3 protein-coding genes are annotated in these 18472 nt (G+C 68.8%); 1 reads left to right on the top strand and 2 read right to left on the bottom strand.

The window, feature by feature from the left end:
* Nucleotides 1-36 precede the first annotated feature (36 nt).
* A complete protein-coding gene (locus ACFPN1_RS03085) occupies nucleotides 37-2793 on the top strand; it encodes a PAS domain S-box protein (protein WP_386752889.1) in 2757 nt (918 codons plus the stop codon).
* Nucleotides 2794-3150: 357 nt separating this feature from the next.
* On the opposite strand, the gene ACFPN1_RS03080 is transcribed toward ACFPN1_RS03085, so the two are convergent.
* Nucleotides 3151-10620, bottom strand: a complete 7470-nt coding sequence (locus ACFPN1_RS03080) for a DUF7507 domain-containing protein (RefSeq protein ID WP_386752887.1) — start codon at nucleotides 10618-10620, stop codon at nucleotides 3151-3153.
* A 532-nt stretch (nucleotides 10621-11152) separates the two neighbouring features.
* The gene (locus ACFPN1_RS03075; RefSeq protein ID WP_386752885.1) at nucleotides 11153-18430 is read right to left on the bottom strand and encodes a DUF7507 domain-containing protein; all 7278 of its coding nucleotides are present in this window, start codon (nucleotides 18428-18430) and stop codon (nucleotides 11153-11155) included.
* Nucleotides 18431-18472 lie beyond the last annotated feature (42 nt).

Here is an 18472-nt window from a genome sequence, read left to right as displayed (position 1 = left end):
ATCGAGAGCTGCGGTCACTGTCTTTGGGACTGGGACATGCTGACCGGCGACTGTCATTACTCGCCGGCCTGGAAGGCCCTGCTCGGTTACGAGGAAGACGAGCTCGCCGACCGCATCGACGAGTGGGAGCAGCGAGTCGAGCGCGAGGACCTCGCCACGCACTACGAAGCCGTGCGCGCGCACGAGGAAACCGGCACGGCCTACCAGCAGGAAATGCGCGTTCGCTGCAAGGATGGCAGCGTCAAATGCTTGCTGGTGCGCGGCGCCATCGTCGAGCGCACGCCCAACGGCCAGGGCCGGCGCATGCTCGGCACGGTCACCGACATCACCCTCTGGAAACGCGCCGAACAGGCCTCGCGCGAATCCGAGCGACGCATGCTGCTGGCGATGGACAGCGTCGGCGACGGCGTGTGGGACTGGGATCTGACCAACGACCGGGTCTATTACTCGCCGCGCTGGAAAGCCCTGCTCGGATACGCAGACGAGGAGATCGGCGACACGCTCGATGAGTGGCGCCGCCTGACTGTGCCCGAGGATGTCGAACGCACCATGGCCGCCGTGCAGCGCCACCTGAGCACGGGCGAGCCGTTCGAGACCGCGTTCCGCGCCCGCTGCAAGGACGGCAGCATCAAGTGGCTGCTCGGCCGCGGCAAGGTCACGGCCCGCGACCGGGACGGCCGGCCGCTGCGCATCATCGGCACCAACACCGACATCAACGAGCGCAAGAACGCCGAAGAACAGCTGCGCCATCACCGCGACAACCTCGAAGAGCTGGTCGTCGCGCGCACGGCCGAGATATACGAAGCCAACACCGCGCTCGAAAAGACCGTGCAGGCGCTTGGTCTTTACCGCTACATGCTCGACCGCGCCACCGTCAGCATCCAGCTCATCGATCGCGATGGCCAGATCGTCTATGCCAACGAATGCGCAGCGCAGTATTCGGGCTATGCCCTCGACGAGCTGCTCGCACTGCACGTGGACGACATCTACCCGGGCCACGACAGCGCGCAATGGACCCGGCAGTGGAGCGAACTGGAGGACCTGCCGGCCGGCGAGCTGCGCGCCAACCGGATGATCCAGCTGCGCAGGGACGGCTCGGCCTTCCCTGTCGAAGTGTTTGCCCATCACATCCGGCACGAGGAACGGGTCTACCAGCTTTCGATCGCGATCGACATCACCGAGAGGCAGGCCGCCGAAGAAGCGCTCGAGGAAGCGCGCAAGACGTCGGAAAAGGCCAATCGGATGAAATCGGAATTCCTGGCGAACATGAGCCACGAGATCCGCACGCCCATGAACGCAATCCTGGGCATGTCGCATCTGGCGCTCAAGGGGAGCGCCGACCCGCAGCAGCGCGATTATCTCGGCAAGATCCAGCGAGCGGGACAACACCTGCTCAGCATCATCAATGACATCCTCGACATCTCGAAGATCGAGGCCGGCAAGCTGACGATCGAGCATTCCCCGTTCGAGTTGCGCGGACTCCTCGACGATGTCGCCAATGTCATCAGCGACCCGGCGGCCGCGAAGGGACTCCGGCTGGTCTTCGAAGTGGCTCCCGATTTGCCCGGAGAACTGGTCGGCGACCGCATCCGCCTGGGGCAGGTCCTGATCAATTACGCGACTAATGCGGTCAAGTTCACCGAGCACGGAGAGATTCGCGTGACGGTGCTGCCGCTGGAACACACTCCGCGCGGGCTGCTGCTGCGCTTCGCCGTACAGGACACCGGCATCGGCCTCCGCGCCGAACAACTGGGCCGGGTCTTCGAAGCCTTCCAGCAGGCGGACAGCTCCATCACCCGCCGTTACGGCGGAACGGGGCTGGGGTTGGCCATCTGCCGGAACCTCGCCCACATGATGGGCGGCGAGGTAGGGGTTGATAGCACTCCCGGACAGGGCAGTACGTTCTGGTTTACGGCGTTGGTCGGAATCGCTCCGGACGCCCGGAGCGAACTGGAGACCCGCATCAAGGGACGGCACATATTGCTGGTGGAATGCGACGCCGGACATGCCTCAGGGTTGCGCGCGTCCCTTGTCGAACTTGGCCTCCTTGTAACTTCCGTCACTGACGCCGACTCCGCCCTGGCGGCCTGGACGGATGCTGCAGGAAGTGAAAGGCCCTTCGATCTCGCGCTTTTCGCGCCGGACTCTTTCGGACTCGGCGACGCTGCCGTGGCCGCACAGCTCGCTGAGCTTGCATGCCTCGGCGGAAACCTGATTGTCGCAACGGAACGTTCCGGGACGATTGCACGAGCTCGCGAGTCGGGAATGATCGTGGTCAAGCCCGTCGATATCGCGGCCCTGCTCGGCACATTGGTCGCGACCACCTCCGCGTGCGAAGGCGCGGACGCGCCGGGCATGCAGGACTCAGAGCGGGTGCACGCCCTGCTGCAGGGGAAGAAGGCGCTGCTTGCCGAAGACAACGAGTTCAATCAGGAAGTCGCCCGCGAGCTGCTCGGGGACCTGGGTCTTGTGGTCGATGTCGCCAGCGATGGCGCCACCGCGTTGCAGATGGCATTGTCCGGCCGATACGACATCATTCTCATGGACATGCAGATGCCCGTGATGGATGGAGTGACTGCCACGCGTGAGATCCGGCGACTGGGCTCGCGGCCGGCTGTGCCCATCGTGGCGATGACCGCCAACGTGATGCAGGAAGACCGCCAAAGCTGCCTGGAAGCGGGCATGAATGATGTCCTTACCAAGCCCATTGACCCGGAACGCTTGTCATATATGTTGCTCAAGTGGATTCGGAGCCCCACCCTCCCCATCGCTTCGATCCTGGATCGACCATAACTCGGTCAGCCTGGGCGGAAGAGTCGCCTGTGGCGCCATCACCACCAGTGGTGCTTGGGCCATTTCAAGGCGATGGTTTCACGCGAGCGCAAGCCAAACGTTCGTCTTGCTCCGCAATGCTCGCGGCGTAGCTATCCGGTGAGTGGCAATCCAACCGGGGCCGCAGTGTCGGCAATGCCTCGCCAGCAATAGGCTTCCAAAGCGCCTGGCGTCGTTTCGATCTACGACGGCGCCAGCGGCAACGCCGCCAGCGCCAGCATGGCCAGGCCGGGATGCCGGACCCCTTCCCGTTCCGTTGTCGCCTCGCGCACACGCAGACGGGAGCCGATCAGTCTCATCATCCTCAACGTTCCTGTATCAATCTTGCTCGCGTTCCGCATGGTCGACCGGCGCATCCGGATCCTCGCTGGCCTCGACCCGCACCATGTCGCGCATTTCCGCAGGTAGCCGCTGCATGAGCGCCTCCTGCACCGCCTGCGCCCGCTGCAGCCCCAGCGCCGTGTTGTAGGCATGCGCCCCGCGCACGTCGGTGTGGCCCACGATCGTCACCACGCCGCCCTGGTGTTGTTGCAGCAGCGTCGCGATCTGGTCGAGCAAGCCGTTGAACTCCGGCCGGATCGCCGCTTCGCCGGTGTCGAACAACACCGTGCCCAGCACCCACCCGCCCTCGCCCACGCCCGTCACCAGCGTCTGCGGTGCGTTGACGTCGGTGCGCACGCTCACGCTCAGTTGCGTGGCCACGTTGGGTTCCAGCTGCGCCACCAACGCGTCGCGCACCGCGTTCGCACGCGCCAGGGCCAGCGCCTCGCCCTCGCCGTCGGCTGCGATCACCACCTCGCCGCCGCCGTGCGCGTTCACCGTCGCGGCCATCTGCTCGACTACGGGCAGGTGCTGCTCGCGGATCTGCGCACTGCCCGGCGCGAACAACACCGTGCCCAGCTGCAGTTCCTGGATCTCCTTCACGCACCGCTTCACGCCCCAGTCGAACCGCACCGGCACGCCCGGCGTGATCCGCTTCAGCAACGGGTTGTCTGTCGTGAACTCCGCATTGGCCGGCAACGTCGCCGGGTCCACCTTCAGGATGAAGTTGCGCCCCCGCTCCCATGGACCGCCGGGGATGCCCGCCAGGTGGTAGCGGCCATAGCGATCCGTCTCCGCCACCAGCCCCTCCACGGACACGATCCGCACGCCGGGGATGCCGCGCTCGTCCGGCGGCGTCTGCGTGCCATCGCCATTGCAGTCGTTGAACACCGTGCCGAACACCAGGCTGTCGTCCACCAGCGGATCGGCCACGATCTCCACCCGCGCCGTGGCGATATTGGAGATCGGCTCGCCCGTCGTCGGCGAGAACGCCTGCGCGCTGTTCTCGTGCACGCCCGGCCGTACGCCCGCGCCCACCCGCACCAGGTACACCAGCGTGGCCGTGCCATGGCCGGCGATGTCCAGGCCGCCGAACCGCACCGGACCGGCCCCTTCGGCCGTGCCCGCGTCGTCCTCGTCGTCCACCACCAGCGAGCCGGCCACGTAGGTGAACCCCGCCGGCGGCGTGTCCACGATCGTCCCGTTGCGCAGCCGCCCGTTGCCCAGGTTCTGCACCGTCAGCGTGTAGCGCACCAGGTCGCCCACGTGCGCCTGCCGCACCGCCGCCACCTTGGCGATGCGCAGGTCGGAGGCCGCCACCACGTGCTGGGTCGCGCAGCTCGCGCACGTCACCACGATCAGGTTGCCGTTGCTGGTGGCCGTCACCGCATTGCCCACCGTCGCGCCGGCCTGGTCGTTGATCGTCGCCGGGTAGGTGAAGGTGTACGTGCCCGGTGCCGTGCCCGCCGGCAAGGTGCAGGTGATCACCCCACCGCCCTGGACGCAGCCCGCCGGCAGCGTGCCGATCGTCAGGCCCGCATCGGGCGTATCGGTCAGCACTACGTCGCCATTGAGTGCCGCCCCGCTGACCGTCGCCGTCAACGTGTAGGTCAGCCCCTGCCCCACTTCCAGCTCCGTGCCCGGGGCCGGGTCGGACGTCTTGACCACGTCGACTTCTGCCGCGATCACCGTCACCTGCACCGTGCAGGTCCCCTCGCACGTGGGCGGGTTGGACGGATCGGCGCTGCGGCCGGTCACCGCGTTGTCGACCGTGCCGCCGCCTGGTGCCTGGTTGGTCACCGTCGCCGTGTACACCACCGGGTAGGTTCCCGGCACCGTGCCCGCCGGCAGCGTGCAGGTCAGCACCGTCGCCGTGGCGCTGCAGGTGTACACCCCGGCGTCGGTCACCGCGCCGAACGCCAGGCCCGTGCCCAGCGTGTCGGTCAGCGTCGTCACCGCCGTGGTCTGCGACTGGCTCACCGTCGCGGTCAGCGTGTAGGTGATCACATCGCCCACCCGCACCGGGCCGGCCGTGTCGGCGACCTTGGCGTAGCGCACCGCCGGCGGCGCCACCGGCGTGGCCGTCGTGCAGGTGCCGCCGCAGGTCGGCGCCGGATCCTGCGGATCGCCGCTGGCCCCGGTCACCGCGTTGTCGACCGTGCCCGTCGCGGTGGCATCCACCGTCGCGCTGTAACCCACCGTGTACGTGCCCGGCGCCTGCCCGGCCGGCAATGTGCAGGTCAGCACGTTGCCGGTGGCCGTGCACGTGAACGCGCCCGGCGTGGTCACCGCGTTGAACGTCAGCCCCGGGCCCAGCGTGTCGGTCAGGATCACCGCGCTCGTGGTGGGCGCGTAGGCCACCGTCACCGTCAGGGCAAAGCCGATCGTGTCGCCCACCGCCACCGGGCCGGGCGTGTTCGCCGTCTTCGCGTATTGCACCAACGCCCGCGCCCCGACGGTGACGCTGTCGGTGGCCGGGGCCAGCGTGCCGCTGGCCGGCGTGCCCGTCGCGCTGGCGTTGTTGGTCACCGACCCTGCATCCAGGTCGGCCTGGGTGATGGTGTAGGCCGCCGTGCAGGTCGTGCTTGCGCCCGGCGCCAGCGTCGTCACCGGGCACGTCACGGTCGCGATCCGGTCGTCGCTGACCGCCAGCGCGCTGATCGTCACGTTGCCGGTGTTGGTCACGACATAGTCGTACGTGACCACGTCACCCACCGCCGTGTACGGCACGCCACTGACCGCCGACTTGTCCAGCGTCAGCGCCGGCGTCGTGGTCGCATTGACGGTCACGCTGTCCGTCGCCGGGCTCAAGCTCCCGCTGGCCGGTGTGCCGGTGGCACTGGCGTTGTTGGTCACCGAGCCCGCATCCAGGTCGGCCTGCGCGATCGTGTAGCTCGCCGTGCAGGTCGTGCTCGCCCCTGGCGCCAGCGTCGTCACCGGACAGGTCACCGTCGCGATCCGGTCGTCGCTCACCACCAGCGCGCTGATGGTGATGTTGCCGGTGTTGGTCACGAGGTAGTCGTACGTGACCACGTCCCCCACCGCGTCGTACGGGGTGCCGCTCGCCGCCGACTTGTCCAGCGTCAGCGCCGGCGTCGTGGTGGCCACCACCGTCTCGGCATCGGTCGCCGGCGTCAGCACGCCCTGCGCCGGCGTGCCCGTCGCACTGGCGTTGTTGGTCACCGACCCGGCATCCAGGTCGGCCTGCGTGACGGTGTAGGTCGCCGTGCAGGTCGTGCCCGCGCCCGGCGCCAGCGTCGTCACCGGGCACGTCACCGCCGCGATCTTGTCGTCGCTCACCCCCAAGGCATCGATCGTTACGTTGCCGGTGTTGGTCACCACGTAGGTGTAGGCGACGACGTCGCCCACCGCGTCGTACGGCACGCCGCTCACCGCCGTCTTGTCCAGCGTCAACGACGGTGATGCATCCGCATCGACGGTCTCCACCGCCGTGGGCGGGGTCAGGGCCGGCGGCGAACCCGTCGCCGTCGCCCGGTTGGTCACCGAGCCGGCGTCCAGGTCCGCCTGCGTCACCGTGTAGCTCGCCGTGCACGTCGTGCTTGCCCCCGGCGCCAGGCTGGTCACCGGACAGCTCACCGCCAGGATGCGGTCGTCGTCCACCACCAGGTCGTTGATCGTGATGTTGCCGGTGTTGGTCACCACGTAGGTGTAGCCGATGACATCGCCCACGCTGTCGTAGGGCACGCCGCTCACCGCCGTCTTCACCAGGGTCAATGCCGGCGAGGCCGTCGCCGCGACCGTCTCGACGTCACGGCCTGGGACCAGCGTGCCGCTGGCCGGCGTGCCGTTGGCGATGGCGGTGTTGGTCACCGACCCTGCATCCAGATCGGCCTGCGTGATCGTGTAGCTGCCCGTGCACGTCGTGCTCGCGCCCGGCGCCAGCGTCGTCACCGGACAGCTCACCATGGCGATCTTGTCGTCGCTCACCGTGAGCGCGGTGATCGTGATTGCGCTGGGGTTGGTCACCAGATACGTGTAGTCGACGACGTCGCCGACCGCGTCGTACGGATCGCCCGCCACCGCGGTCTTCACCAGCGTCAGCGACGGCGTCGCGCTGGACGTGGCCACCGCGCTATCCGTCGCCGGGCTCAAGCTCCCGCTCGCCGGTGTGCCATTGGCAGTTGCCGTGTTGGTCACCGAGCCGGCATCCAGGTCGGCCTGCACGATCGTGTAACTCGCCGTGCAGGTCGTGCGCGCGCCCGGCGCCAGGCTCGTCACCGGACAGCTCACCGTCGCGATCTTGTCGTCCGTCACCACCAGCGCCGTGATCGTCACGTTGCCCGTATTGGTCACCTCGTACGTGTAGCCGACCGGGTCGCCCACCGCCGCGTAGGGATTGCCCGAGGCCACCCGCTTCACCAGGGTCAGCGATGGATTGGCCGTCGCCGTCGCCACCGCGCTGTCCGTCGCCGGGACCAGGCTGCCCTGCCGCGGCGTGCCGGTCGCACTGGCGTTGTTGGTCACCGAACCGGCATCCAGATCCGCCTGTGTCACCGTGTAGGTGCCCGCGCACGTCGTGCTCGCGCCCGGCGCCAGCGTCGTGGCCGGACAGGTCACCGTCGCGATCTTGTCGTCCGTCACCGTCAGCGCATTGATCGTGATGCGGCCGGTGTTGGTCACTACGTAGCGGTAGCTGATCAGATCGCCCACTTCGTTGTACGGGCTACCCAGCGCGATGCTCTTGTCCAGCGTCAGCGCCGGCGTTGCCACGCTGTTGACCGTTGCGCTGTCGGTGGCCGGCGCCAGCGTGCCGCGGGCCGGCGACCCGGTCGCCGTCGCGGTGTTGGTCACCGACCCGGCGTCCAGGTCCGCCTGCGCCACCGTGTAGCTCGCCGTGCAGGTCGTGCTCGCCCCGGGCGCCAGCGTCGTCACCGGGCACGCCACCGTCGCGATCTTGTCGTCGCCCACGGCCAGCGCGCTGATCGTCACGTTGCCGGTGTTGGTCACCACGTACTGGTAGCCGACCACATCGCCGACGTTGCCATACGGCGCGCCCGCCACCGCGGTCTTCACCAGACTCAACGATGGCTGTGCCGTCGCCGTCGCTACGGCGCTGTCCGTCGCCGGCGTCAGCGTGCCCTGCGCCGGCGTGCCCGTCGCGCTGGCATTGTTCGTCACCGAGCCCGCGTCCAGATCGGCCTGGGTGACGGTGTAGCTGCCCGTGCAGCTCGTGCTCGCCCCCGGCGCCAGCGTCGTCACGGGACACGTCACCGTGGCGATCTTGTCGTCCGTCACCACCAGCGCGTTGATCGTCACGTTGCCGGTGTTGGTCACCGCGTACCGGTACGACACCACCGCGCCCACCGCCGCGTACGGACTGCCCGATTTGATCGTCTTGTCCAGCGCCAGCGACGGCAGCCCCGTCCCGGTCGCCACCGCGCTGGCCGTGGCCGGCGTCAGCGTCCCGCGCGCCGGCGTGCCGGTCGCCGTCGCGTTGTTGGTCACCGATCCGGCGTTGAGGTTGGCCTGCGTCACCGTGTACGTCGCCGTACACGTCGTGCTCGCGCCCGGTGCAAGGCTCGTCACCGGACAGGTCACCGTCGCGATCCGGTCGTCCGTCACCGACAGTGCGCTGATCGTCACGTTGCCCGTGTTCGTCACCACGTAGCGGTAGTCCACCGTGTCGCCTACCGCGTCGTACGGGCTGCCGCTGGTCACCGTCTTGGACAGCGTCAGCGCCGGCGCCGCCGCCGGGCCCGTCACTGTCGCCTGATCACGCAATGTGGATAGCGTGCCGCCGGTCGGCGACCCCGTCGCCGTCGCGACGTTGGTCACCGAGCCTGCGTCCACGTCCGCCTGCGTCACCATGTAGCTCGCCGTACAGGTCGTGCTCGCGCCGGCCGCCAGCGTCGTCACCGGGCACGTCACCGTCGCGATCTTGTCGTCCGCGATCGCGATCGCGTTGATCGCCACGTTGCCCGTGTTGGTCAGCACGTACTCGTAGTCGACCGTGTCCCCCACCGCCGCGTAGGTCGGGCTCAAGGCCCGCTTGTCCAGCGTCCAGGTCGGTACCGCCAGCGAGATCACCGCATCGTCCGTCGCCGTCAGCGTCTGGTTGCTCGGGTTGCGCGCCGTCGCCCGCACGATGTTGGTCACGATCGTCGCGTCCACGTCGGCCTGCGTCACCGTGTACGTCCCGGTGCAGGTCACGCTCGCCCCCGCCGCCAGCGCGGTCACCCCGCCGCAGTTGACCGTGGCGATCTTGTTGTCGGTCACCGCCAGCGTGCTCAAGGCAGTGCTGCCGGTGTTGGTCACCACATAGCTGTAGGTGGCCGTGTCCCCCACGCTGTCGTAGAACGACCCGCTGGTCACGCTCTTGACCACGCGCAGCCCCGACGGCGCCGTCGTCGCCCGGTTGGTGAGCGTGCAGCTGATGTTGTCCCCGGCCGCGATGGTCAGGTCGAAGCTGCTGCCCGCGCCGCTGGGCAGCACCGTCGTCGACTGCGGCGTGGTGTTGGTGCAGCTGATCGACGGCGCGTACGCCGTCAGCGCCGAGGTGCTCCCCGTCGCCATGATCTCCCGCACGGTATACGTGGTCCCCACCGCCGCCGGCGCCACCTGGATGCTGCCGTTGCCGACCGTGCTGCCCGTGCCCGTCGTGGTCGTCTGTACGCCATTGGTGCCAACGATGCGCAGCGTGAACTGATCGCTCACCGCCACCCGGGCGGACGCCAGCGCCTTGTTCAGCTGCAGCCGCGGCAGCACCGGCTCGGCCTCGTTGATCGTCGTGGTCGCCGCCCGCTGCGGCGTCCCCCCGCAGGTCCGCAGCGAGGCCACGTTGTAGGGATCGGCCGTATCCGTCGGTTCCAGTTCGAAGGTGATGGTCTCCCCGGGATCGCCCAGGCCGTCGTCGACCAGCGTCACCGGCAGGTCGAACAGGGTGTCGTCGTACGTCCCCGCCGGAATGAACACGTCGAAGCTGGCGGCGTTGCCGGGCGTCAGGTAATCCGCCCCCAACGTCGCCGTGCCGCCGGTGATCGTCACCCGCACGTTCATGCCGCCCGCCGGTACCGTACCGGCCAGCCGCAGCTGCGGCACGTTCACCGCCGGCTTGTCCTCGGTTTGCAGGTACGTGGTCTGTGCGAACTCCACGAAGGGACGCAACGTCACCTGGATGCTATCTATGTAGTTCCCCAGGTTCGCATTACCGCCGGCCGCGCTGATGGCCTCGAATCCCAGATCTACCGTGCCGCTAGTGCCGTTATAGGCAAAGGTTCCGCTGTAGTCCACCCAACCGTTGCCGGACGTGCCATCACCGGCCAGTACCGGGGTATTGGCAGTACCTAATGAGGGGACAATCGTGCGCACACTGCCGTTGCTGGATGTCGTCATCCGCGCAATGGCCTGCGTACCGATGCGAAACTCCATCGCGTCGCCGACGGTGTTGGACTGGCGCCCCAGATGGCTGACGGACCAGTTGACCGTCTCGCCGTTGAGCAAACACATGTCTTGGCGTAGGCGGGATGCTGAATAAGCATTGAGCTCGGCGAACTGGTTTCCGGCGCGTGCAAGCAGATGGGTATTGCCGCCAGGCCCGTACGGATCACGACCACCACTGGCCGTAACTTCAATGGGACGGCCACTGCTCGGAGCACTGGCGATCGTCGTCCCTTGGCAAGTAGTAGTGTGGGTGGCCGCCACCGGGTGGGTGGTAATCCAGCCCGGGACCGCGGTGTCAGCAATGTATCGATAGCAATAGGCTTCTAGAGTGCCCGGTGTCGAGTCTATGCTCGGCTCCTCGAACCCGGTATTGATCATGGTGCGCTGCACCTGCGCCACGACCGGTGCCGCCAGCGTCAACCACGCCAGCCCCACGACCACCACGCACAGGCGTCGTGTCAACGCCGCCATGGAAGCCTTCTTGGACGCAACCCGCATACGATTCTCCCCGCTCATGTTCCGTTTCCATCCCCGCACCTGAAGACCTCGGGGGTCAGGCGCCTACCCTGCGGCGCAGCGCCCTCCCTTTAGCTGGTTCTCAGCGTCCGCTCTCGCCCGGCAGGGCCGGTGCGCCCTCACTCTCTTGCACCCGCACCCGCACCTTCGCCTGCAGCGCCGGGCTCAGCCGCTGGACCAGCGCCTCCTGTACCGCCTGCGCCCGCCGCAGCCCCAGCGCCGCGTTGTAAGTGTGGCTTCCACGCACGTCGGTATGACCCACGATCGTCACCACCCCGCCCTGCGTCCGCTCCAGCACCGCCGCCACCTGGTCCAGCAAGGCATCGAACTCCGGCCGGATCGTCGCCGCATCCGTGTCGAACAGCACCGTGCCCAGCACCAGACCGCCCTCGCCCACGCCCGTCACCAAGGTGTCGGGCGCGTTGACGTCGGCACGCACGCTCACGCTCAGTTGCGCCGCGACTGCCGCCTCCAACTGGGCCACCAGCGCCTCGCGCACCGCGGTCGCACGCGCCAGGGCCAGCCCCTCGCCTTCGCCGTCGGCCGCGATCACCACCTCGCCGCCACCGTGCGCGTTCACCGTCGCGGCCATCTGCGCGATCACCGGCCCGTGCTGCTCGCGGATCTGCGCACTGCCCGGCGCGAACAGCACCGTGCCCAGCTGCAGCTCCTGGATCTCCTTCACGCACCGCTTCACGCCCCAGTCGAACCGCACCGGCACGCCCGGCGTGATCCGCTTCAGCAACGGGTTGTCTGTCGTGAACTCCGCATTGGCCGGCAACGTCGCCGGGTCCACCTTCAGGATGAAGTTGCGCCCCCGCTCCCATGGACCGCCGGGGATGCCCGCCAGGTGGTAGCGGCCATAGCGATCCGTCTCCGCCACCAGCCCCTCCACGGACACGATCCGCACGCCGGGGATGCCGCGCTCGTCCGGCGGCGTCTGCGTGCCATCGCCATTGCAGTCGTTGAACACCGTGCCGAACACCAGGCTGTCGTCCACCAGCGGATCGGCCACGATCTCCACCCGCGCCGTGGCGATATTGGAGATCGGCTCGCCCGTCGTCGGCGAGAACGCCTGCGCGCTGTTCTCGTGCACGCCCGGCCGTACGCCCGCGCCCACCCGCACCAGGTACACCAGCGTGGCCGTGCCATGGCCGGCGATGTCCAGGCCGCCGAACCGCACCGGACCGGCCCCTTCGGCCGTGCCCGCGTCGTCCTCGTCGTCCACCACCAGCGAGCCGGCCACGTAGGTGAACCCCGCCGGCGGCGTGTCCACGATCGTCCCGTTGCGCAGCCGCCCGTTGCCCAGGTTCTGCACCGTCAGCGTGTAGCGCACCAGGTCGCCCACGTGCGCCTGCCGCACCGCCGCCACCTTGGCGATGCGCAGGTCGGAGGCCGCCACCACGTGCTGGGTCGCGCAGCTCGCGCACGTCACCACGATCAGGTTGCCGTTGCTGGTGGCCGTCACCGCATTGCCCACCGTCGCGCCGGCCTGGTCGTTGATCGTCGCCGGGTAGGTGAAGGTGTACGTGCCCGGTGCCGTGCCCGCCGGCAAGGTGCAGGTGATCACCCCACCGCCCTGGACGCAGCCCGCCGGCAGCGTGCCGATCGTCAGGCCCGCATCGGGCGTATCGGTCAGCACTACGTCGCCATTGAGTGCCGCCCCGCTGACCGTCGCCGTCAACGTGTAGGTCAGCCCCTGCCCCACTTCCAGCTCCGTGCCCGGGGCCGGGTCGGACGTCTTGACCACGTCGACTTCTGCCGCGATCACCGTCACCTGCACCGTGCAGGTCCCCTCGCACGTGGGCGGGTTGGACGGATCGGCGCTGCGGCCGGTCACCGCGTTGTCGACCGTGCCGCCGCCTGGTGCCTGGTTGGTCACCGTCGCCGTGTACACCACCGGGTAGGTTCCCGGCACCGTGCCCGCCGGCAGCGTGCAGGTCAGCACCGTCGCCGTGGCGCTGCAGGTGTACACCCCGGCGTCGGTCACCGCGCCGAACGCCAGGCCCGTGCCCAGCGTGTCGGTCAGCGTCGTCACCGCCGTGGTCTGCGACTGGCTCACCGTCGCGGTCAGCGTGTAGGTGATCACATCGCCCACCCGCACCGGGCCGGCCGTGTCGGCGACCTTGGCGTAGCGCACCGCCGGCGGCGCCACCGGCGTGGCCGTCGTGCAGGTGCCGCCGCAGGTCGGCGCCGGATCCTGCGGATCGCCGCTGGCCCCGGTCACCGCGTTGTCGACCGTGCCCGTCGCGGTGGCATCCACCGTCGCGCTGTAACCCACCGTGTACGTGCCCGGCGCCTGCCCGGCCGGCAATGTGCAGGTCAGCACGTTGCCGGTGGCCGTGCACGTGAACGCGCCCGGCGTGGTCACCGCGTTGAACGTCAGCCCCGGGCCCAGCGTGTCGGTCAGGATCACCGCGCTCGTGGTGGGCGCGTAGGCCACCGTCACCGTCAGGGCAAAGCCGATCGTGTCGCCCACCGCCACCGGGCCGGGCGTGTTCGCCGTCTTCGCGTATTGCACCAACGCCCGCGCCCCGACGGTGACGCTGTCGGTGGCCGGGGCCAGCGTGCCGCTGGCCGGCGTGCCCGTCGCGCTGGCGTTGTTGGTCACCGACCCTGCATCCAGGTCGGCCTGGGTGATGGTGTAGGCCGCCGTGCAGGTCGTGCTTGCGCCCGGCGCCAGCGTCGTCACCGGGCACGTCACGGTCGCGATCCGGTCGTCGCTGACCGCCAGCGCGCTGATCGTCACGTTGCCGGTGTTGGTCACGACATAGTCGTACGTGACCACGTCACCCACCGCCGTGTACGGCACGCCACTGACCGCCGACTTGTCCAGCGTCAGCGCCGGCGTCGTGGTCGCATTGACGGTCACGCTGTCCGTCGCCGGGCTCAAGCTCCCGCTGGCCGGTGTGCCGGTGGCACTGGCGTTGTTGGTCACCGAGCCCGCATCCAGGTCGGCCTGCGCGATCGTGTAGCTCGCCGTGCAGGTCGTGCTCGCCCCTGGCGCCAGCGTCGTCACCGGACAGGTCACCGTCGCGATCCGGTCGTCGCTCACCACCAGCGCGCTGATGGTGATGTTGCCGGTGTTGGTCACGAGGTAGTCGTACGTGACCACGTCCCCCACCGCGTCGTACGGGGTGCCGCTCGCCGCCGACTTGTCCAGCGTCAGCGCCGGCGTCGTGGTGGCCACCACCGTCTCGGCATCGGTCGCCGGCGTCAGCACGCCCTGCGCCGGCGTGCCCGTCGCACTGGCGTTGTTGGTCACCGACCCGGCATCCAGGTCGGCCTGCGTGACGGTGTAGGTCGCCGTGCAGGTCGTGCCCGCGCCCGGCGCCAGCGTCGTCACCGGGCACGTCACCGCCGCGATCTTGTCGTCGCTCACCCCCAAGGCATCGATCGTTACGTTGCCGGTGTTGGTCACCACGTAGGTGTAGGCGACGACGTCGCCCACCGCGTCGTACGGCACGCCGCTCACCGCCGTCTTGTCCAGCGTCAACGACGGTGATGCATCCGCATCGACGGTCTCCACCGCCGTGGGCGGGGTCAGGGCCGGCGGCGAACCCGTCGCCGTCGCCCGGTTGGTCACCGAGCCGGCGTCCAGGTCCGCCTGCGTCACCGTGTAGCTCGCCGTGCACGTCGTGCTTGCCCCCGGCGCCAGGCTGGTCACCGGACAGCTCACCGCCAGGATGCGGTCGTCGTCCACCACCAGGTCGTTGATCGTGATGTTGCCGGTGTTGGTCACCACGTAGGTGTAGCCGATGACATCGCCCACGCTGTCGTAGGGCACGCCGCTCACCGCCGTCTTCACCAGGGTCAATGCCGGCGAGGCCGTCGCCGCGACCGTCTCCACGTCACGGCCCGGGACCAGCGTGCCGCTGGCCGGTACCCCGTTCGCTGTCGCGACGTTCGTCACCGTGCCTGCATCCAGGTCGGCCTGCGTGATCGTGTAGCTGCCCGTGCACGTCGTGCTCGCGCCCGGCGCCAGCGTCGTCACCGGACAGCTCACCGTCGCGATCTTGTCGTCGCTCACGGTGAGCGCGTTGATCGTGATCGCACTGGGGTTGGTCACCACGTAGGTGTAGTCGACCCCATCGCCGACCGCGTCGTACGGATCGCCCGCCACCGCGGTCTTCACCAGCGTCAGCGACGGGGTCGCGGCCGAGGTCGCCACCGCATCGTCCGTCGCCGGCGCCAGCGCACCGCTGGCCGGCGTGCCGGTCGCACTGGCGTGGTTGGTCACCGAGCCCGCATCCACGTCCGCCTGCACGATCGTGTACGTGCCCGTGCACGTCGTGCGCGCGCCCGGCGCCAGTGTCGTCACCGGACAGCTCACCGTCGCAATCTTGTCGTCCGTCACCGCCAGCGCATCGATCGTCACGTTGCCGGTGTTGGTCACCTCGTAGGTGTAGCCGACCGTGTCGCCGATCGCGTCGTACGGGTTGCCCGACACGACGCGCTTCACCAACGACAACGACGGGGTGGCGATGCCCGTCGCCACCGCGCTGTCCGTCGCCGGGACCAGACTGCCCTGCCGCGGCGTGCCGGTCGCACTGGCGTTGTTGGTCACCGAACCCGCGTCCAGATCCGCCTGTGTCACCGTGTAGGCACCCGCGCACGTCGTGCTCGCGCCCGGCGCCAGCGTCGTGGCCGGACAGGTCACCGTGGCGATCTTGTCATCGCTCACCGTCAGCGCATTGATCGTGATGCGGCCGGTGTTGGTCACTACGTAGCGGTAGCTGATCAGGTCGCCCACTTCGTTGTAGGGGCTGCCCAGCGCGATGCTCTTGTCCAGCGTCAGCGCCGGCGTTGCCACGCTGTTGACTGTTGCGCTGTCGGTGGCCGGCGCCAGCGTGCCGCGGGCCGGCGAGCCGGTCGCCGTCGCGGTGTTGGTCACCGAGCCGGCGTCCAGGTCCGCCTGCGTCACCGTGTAGCTCGCCGTGCAGGTCGTGCTCGCCCCGGGCGCCAGCGTCGTCACCGGACACGTCACCGTCGCGATCTTGTCGTCGCCCACGGCCAGCGCACTGACCGTCACGTTGCCCGTGTTGGTGACCGCGTACTGGTAGTCGACGACGTCGCCCACCGCGTCGTACGGCGCGCCCGCCACCGCCGTCTTCACCAGCGTCAGCGCCGGCTGCGCCGTCGCCGTCGCCACCGCGCTATCCGTCGCCGGTGTCAGCGTGCCCTGCGTCGGCGTACCGGTCGCCGTCGCGATGTTGGTTACCGAACCGGCATCCAGGTCCGCCTGCGTGATCGCGTAGCTCGCCGTGCACGTCGTGCTCGCGCCCGGCGCGAGTGTCGTCACCGGGCACGTCACCGTCGCGATCTTGTCGTCGCTCACAGCAAGCGCGTTGACCCTCACGTTGCCAGTGTTGGTCACCACGTAGCGGTAACTCACCACGTCGCCCACGCTGTCGTATGGGCTGCCGCTGTTCACCGTCTTGTCCATCGTCAGCGACGGCAGACCCGTCGCCGTCGCTACGGCACTGTCCGCCGCCGGCACCAGCGTCCCGCGCACCGGCGTGCCGTCCGCCGTCGCGTTGTTCGTCACCGAGCCCGCGTCCAGGTCCGCTTGCGTGGTGGTATAGCTCGCCGTGCACGTCGTGCTCGCCCCCGGCGCGAGTGTCGTCACCGGGCACGTCACCGTCGCGATCTTGTCGTCCGTCACCACCAGGCTGTTGATGGTCACGTTGCCCGTGTTCGTCACGACGTAGCGATAGTCGACGACGTCGCCCACGCTGTCGTACGGACTGCCCGACGTCACCGTCTTGGCCAGCGTCAGTGCCGGCGCCGCCGCCGGCCCCGTGATCGTCGCCTGGTCACGCAACGTGGACAGCGTTCCGCCAGTCGGCGTGCCGGTCGCGGTCGCGATGTTGGTGACCGACCCCGCGTCCAGGTCTACCTGCGTCACCGTGTAGCTCGCCGTGCACGTCATGCGCGCACCCGCGGCCAGCGTGCTCGCCGGGCAGCTCACCGTCGCGATCCGGTCGTCGGTCACCGCGATCGCATTGATCGTCACGTTGCCGGTGTTGGTCACCACGTACTCGTAGTCGACCGTGTCCCCCACCGCCGCATAGGTCGGGCTCAACGCCCGCTTGTCCAGCGTCCACGTCGGCACCGCCAGCGAGATCACCGCATCGTCCGTCGCCGTCAGCGTCTGGTTGCTCAGGTTGCGCGCCGTCGCCCGCACGATGTTGGTCACGATCGTCGCGTCCACGTCGGCCTGCGTCACCGTGTAACTGCCGGTGCAGGTCACGCTCGCTCCGACCGCCAGTGCGGTAATGCCGCCGCAGTTGACCGACGCAATCTTGTTGTCGCTCACCACCAGGTTGCTCAACGCCGTGCTGCCGGTGTTGGTCACCACATAGCTGTAGGTCGCGACATCACCGGCGTTGTCGTAGAACGACCCGCTGGTCACGCTCTTGACCACGCGCAGCCCCGCCGGCGCCGTCGTCGACCGGTTGGTGAGCGTGCAGCTGATGTTGTCGCCGGCCGCGATGGTCAGGCTGAAGTCGCTGCCGGCGCCGCTGGGCAGCACCGTCGTCGACTGCGGCGTCGTATTGGTACAACTGATCGACGGCGCATACGCGGTCAGCGCCGAGGTGCTCCCCGTCGCCATGATCTCCCGCAGGGTATAGCTGGTGCCCGCCGCTGCCGGCGCCACCTGGATGCTGCCGCTGCCGATCGTGCTGCCCGTGCCCGTCGTGGTCGTCTGCACGCCGTTGGTGCCGACGATGCGCAGGGTGAACTGGTCGCCTGTCGCAATGCGGTTCGAAGCCAGCGCCTTGTTCAACTGCAGCCGCGGCAGCACCGGCTCGGCCTCGTTGATCGTCGTGGTCGCCGCCGTCTGCGGTGCGCCGCCGCAGCTGCGCAGCGAGGCCACGTTGTAGGGATCGGCGGTGGTCGTCGGTTCCAACGCGAACGTGATCGTCTCCCCGGGATCGCCCAGGCCGTCGTCCACCAGCGTCACCGGCAGGTTGAACAGGGTGTCGTCGTAGACCCCCGCCGGAATGAACACGTCGAAGCTGGTGGCGTTGCCTGGCGTGAGGTAATCCACCCCCAGCGTCGCCGTGCCACCGGTGATCGTCACCCGCACGTTCATGCCGCCCGCCGGCACCGTGCCGGCCACGCGCAGCTGCGGCACGTTCAGCGCCGGCTTGTCCTCGGTTTGCAGGTACGTCGTCTGCGCGAACTCGACGAACGGGCGCAGAGTGATCTGGATCCTGTCGAGGAAGTTGCCTGCCGCAATACCACCCGGCGCACTGATCGCTTCAAATCCCAGATCGACCACGCCCGAAGTGCCGGTGTAGGAAAAGATGCCGCCGTAGTCCACCCAGTCGTCGTTGCGAATGGGCGTATCCACCGTCCCCAGAAAACCCGTAATCGTTCCAGGATCACCATCGTT

Origin of the sequence: Lysobacter yangpyeongensis (assembly GCF_042655745.1) — a bacterium.
Lineage (GTDB): Bacteria > Pseudomonadota > Gammaproteobacteria > Xanthomonadales > Xanthomonadaceae > Agrilutibacter > Agrilutibacter yangpyeongensis.
This window is presented reverse-complemented; position numbering and strand designations above follow the sequence as displayed.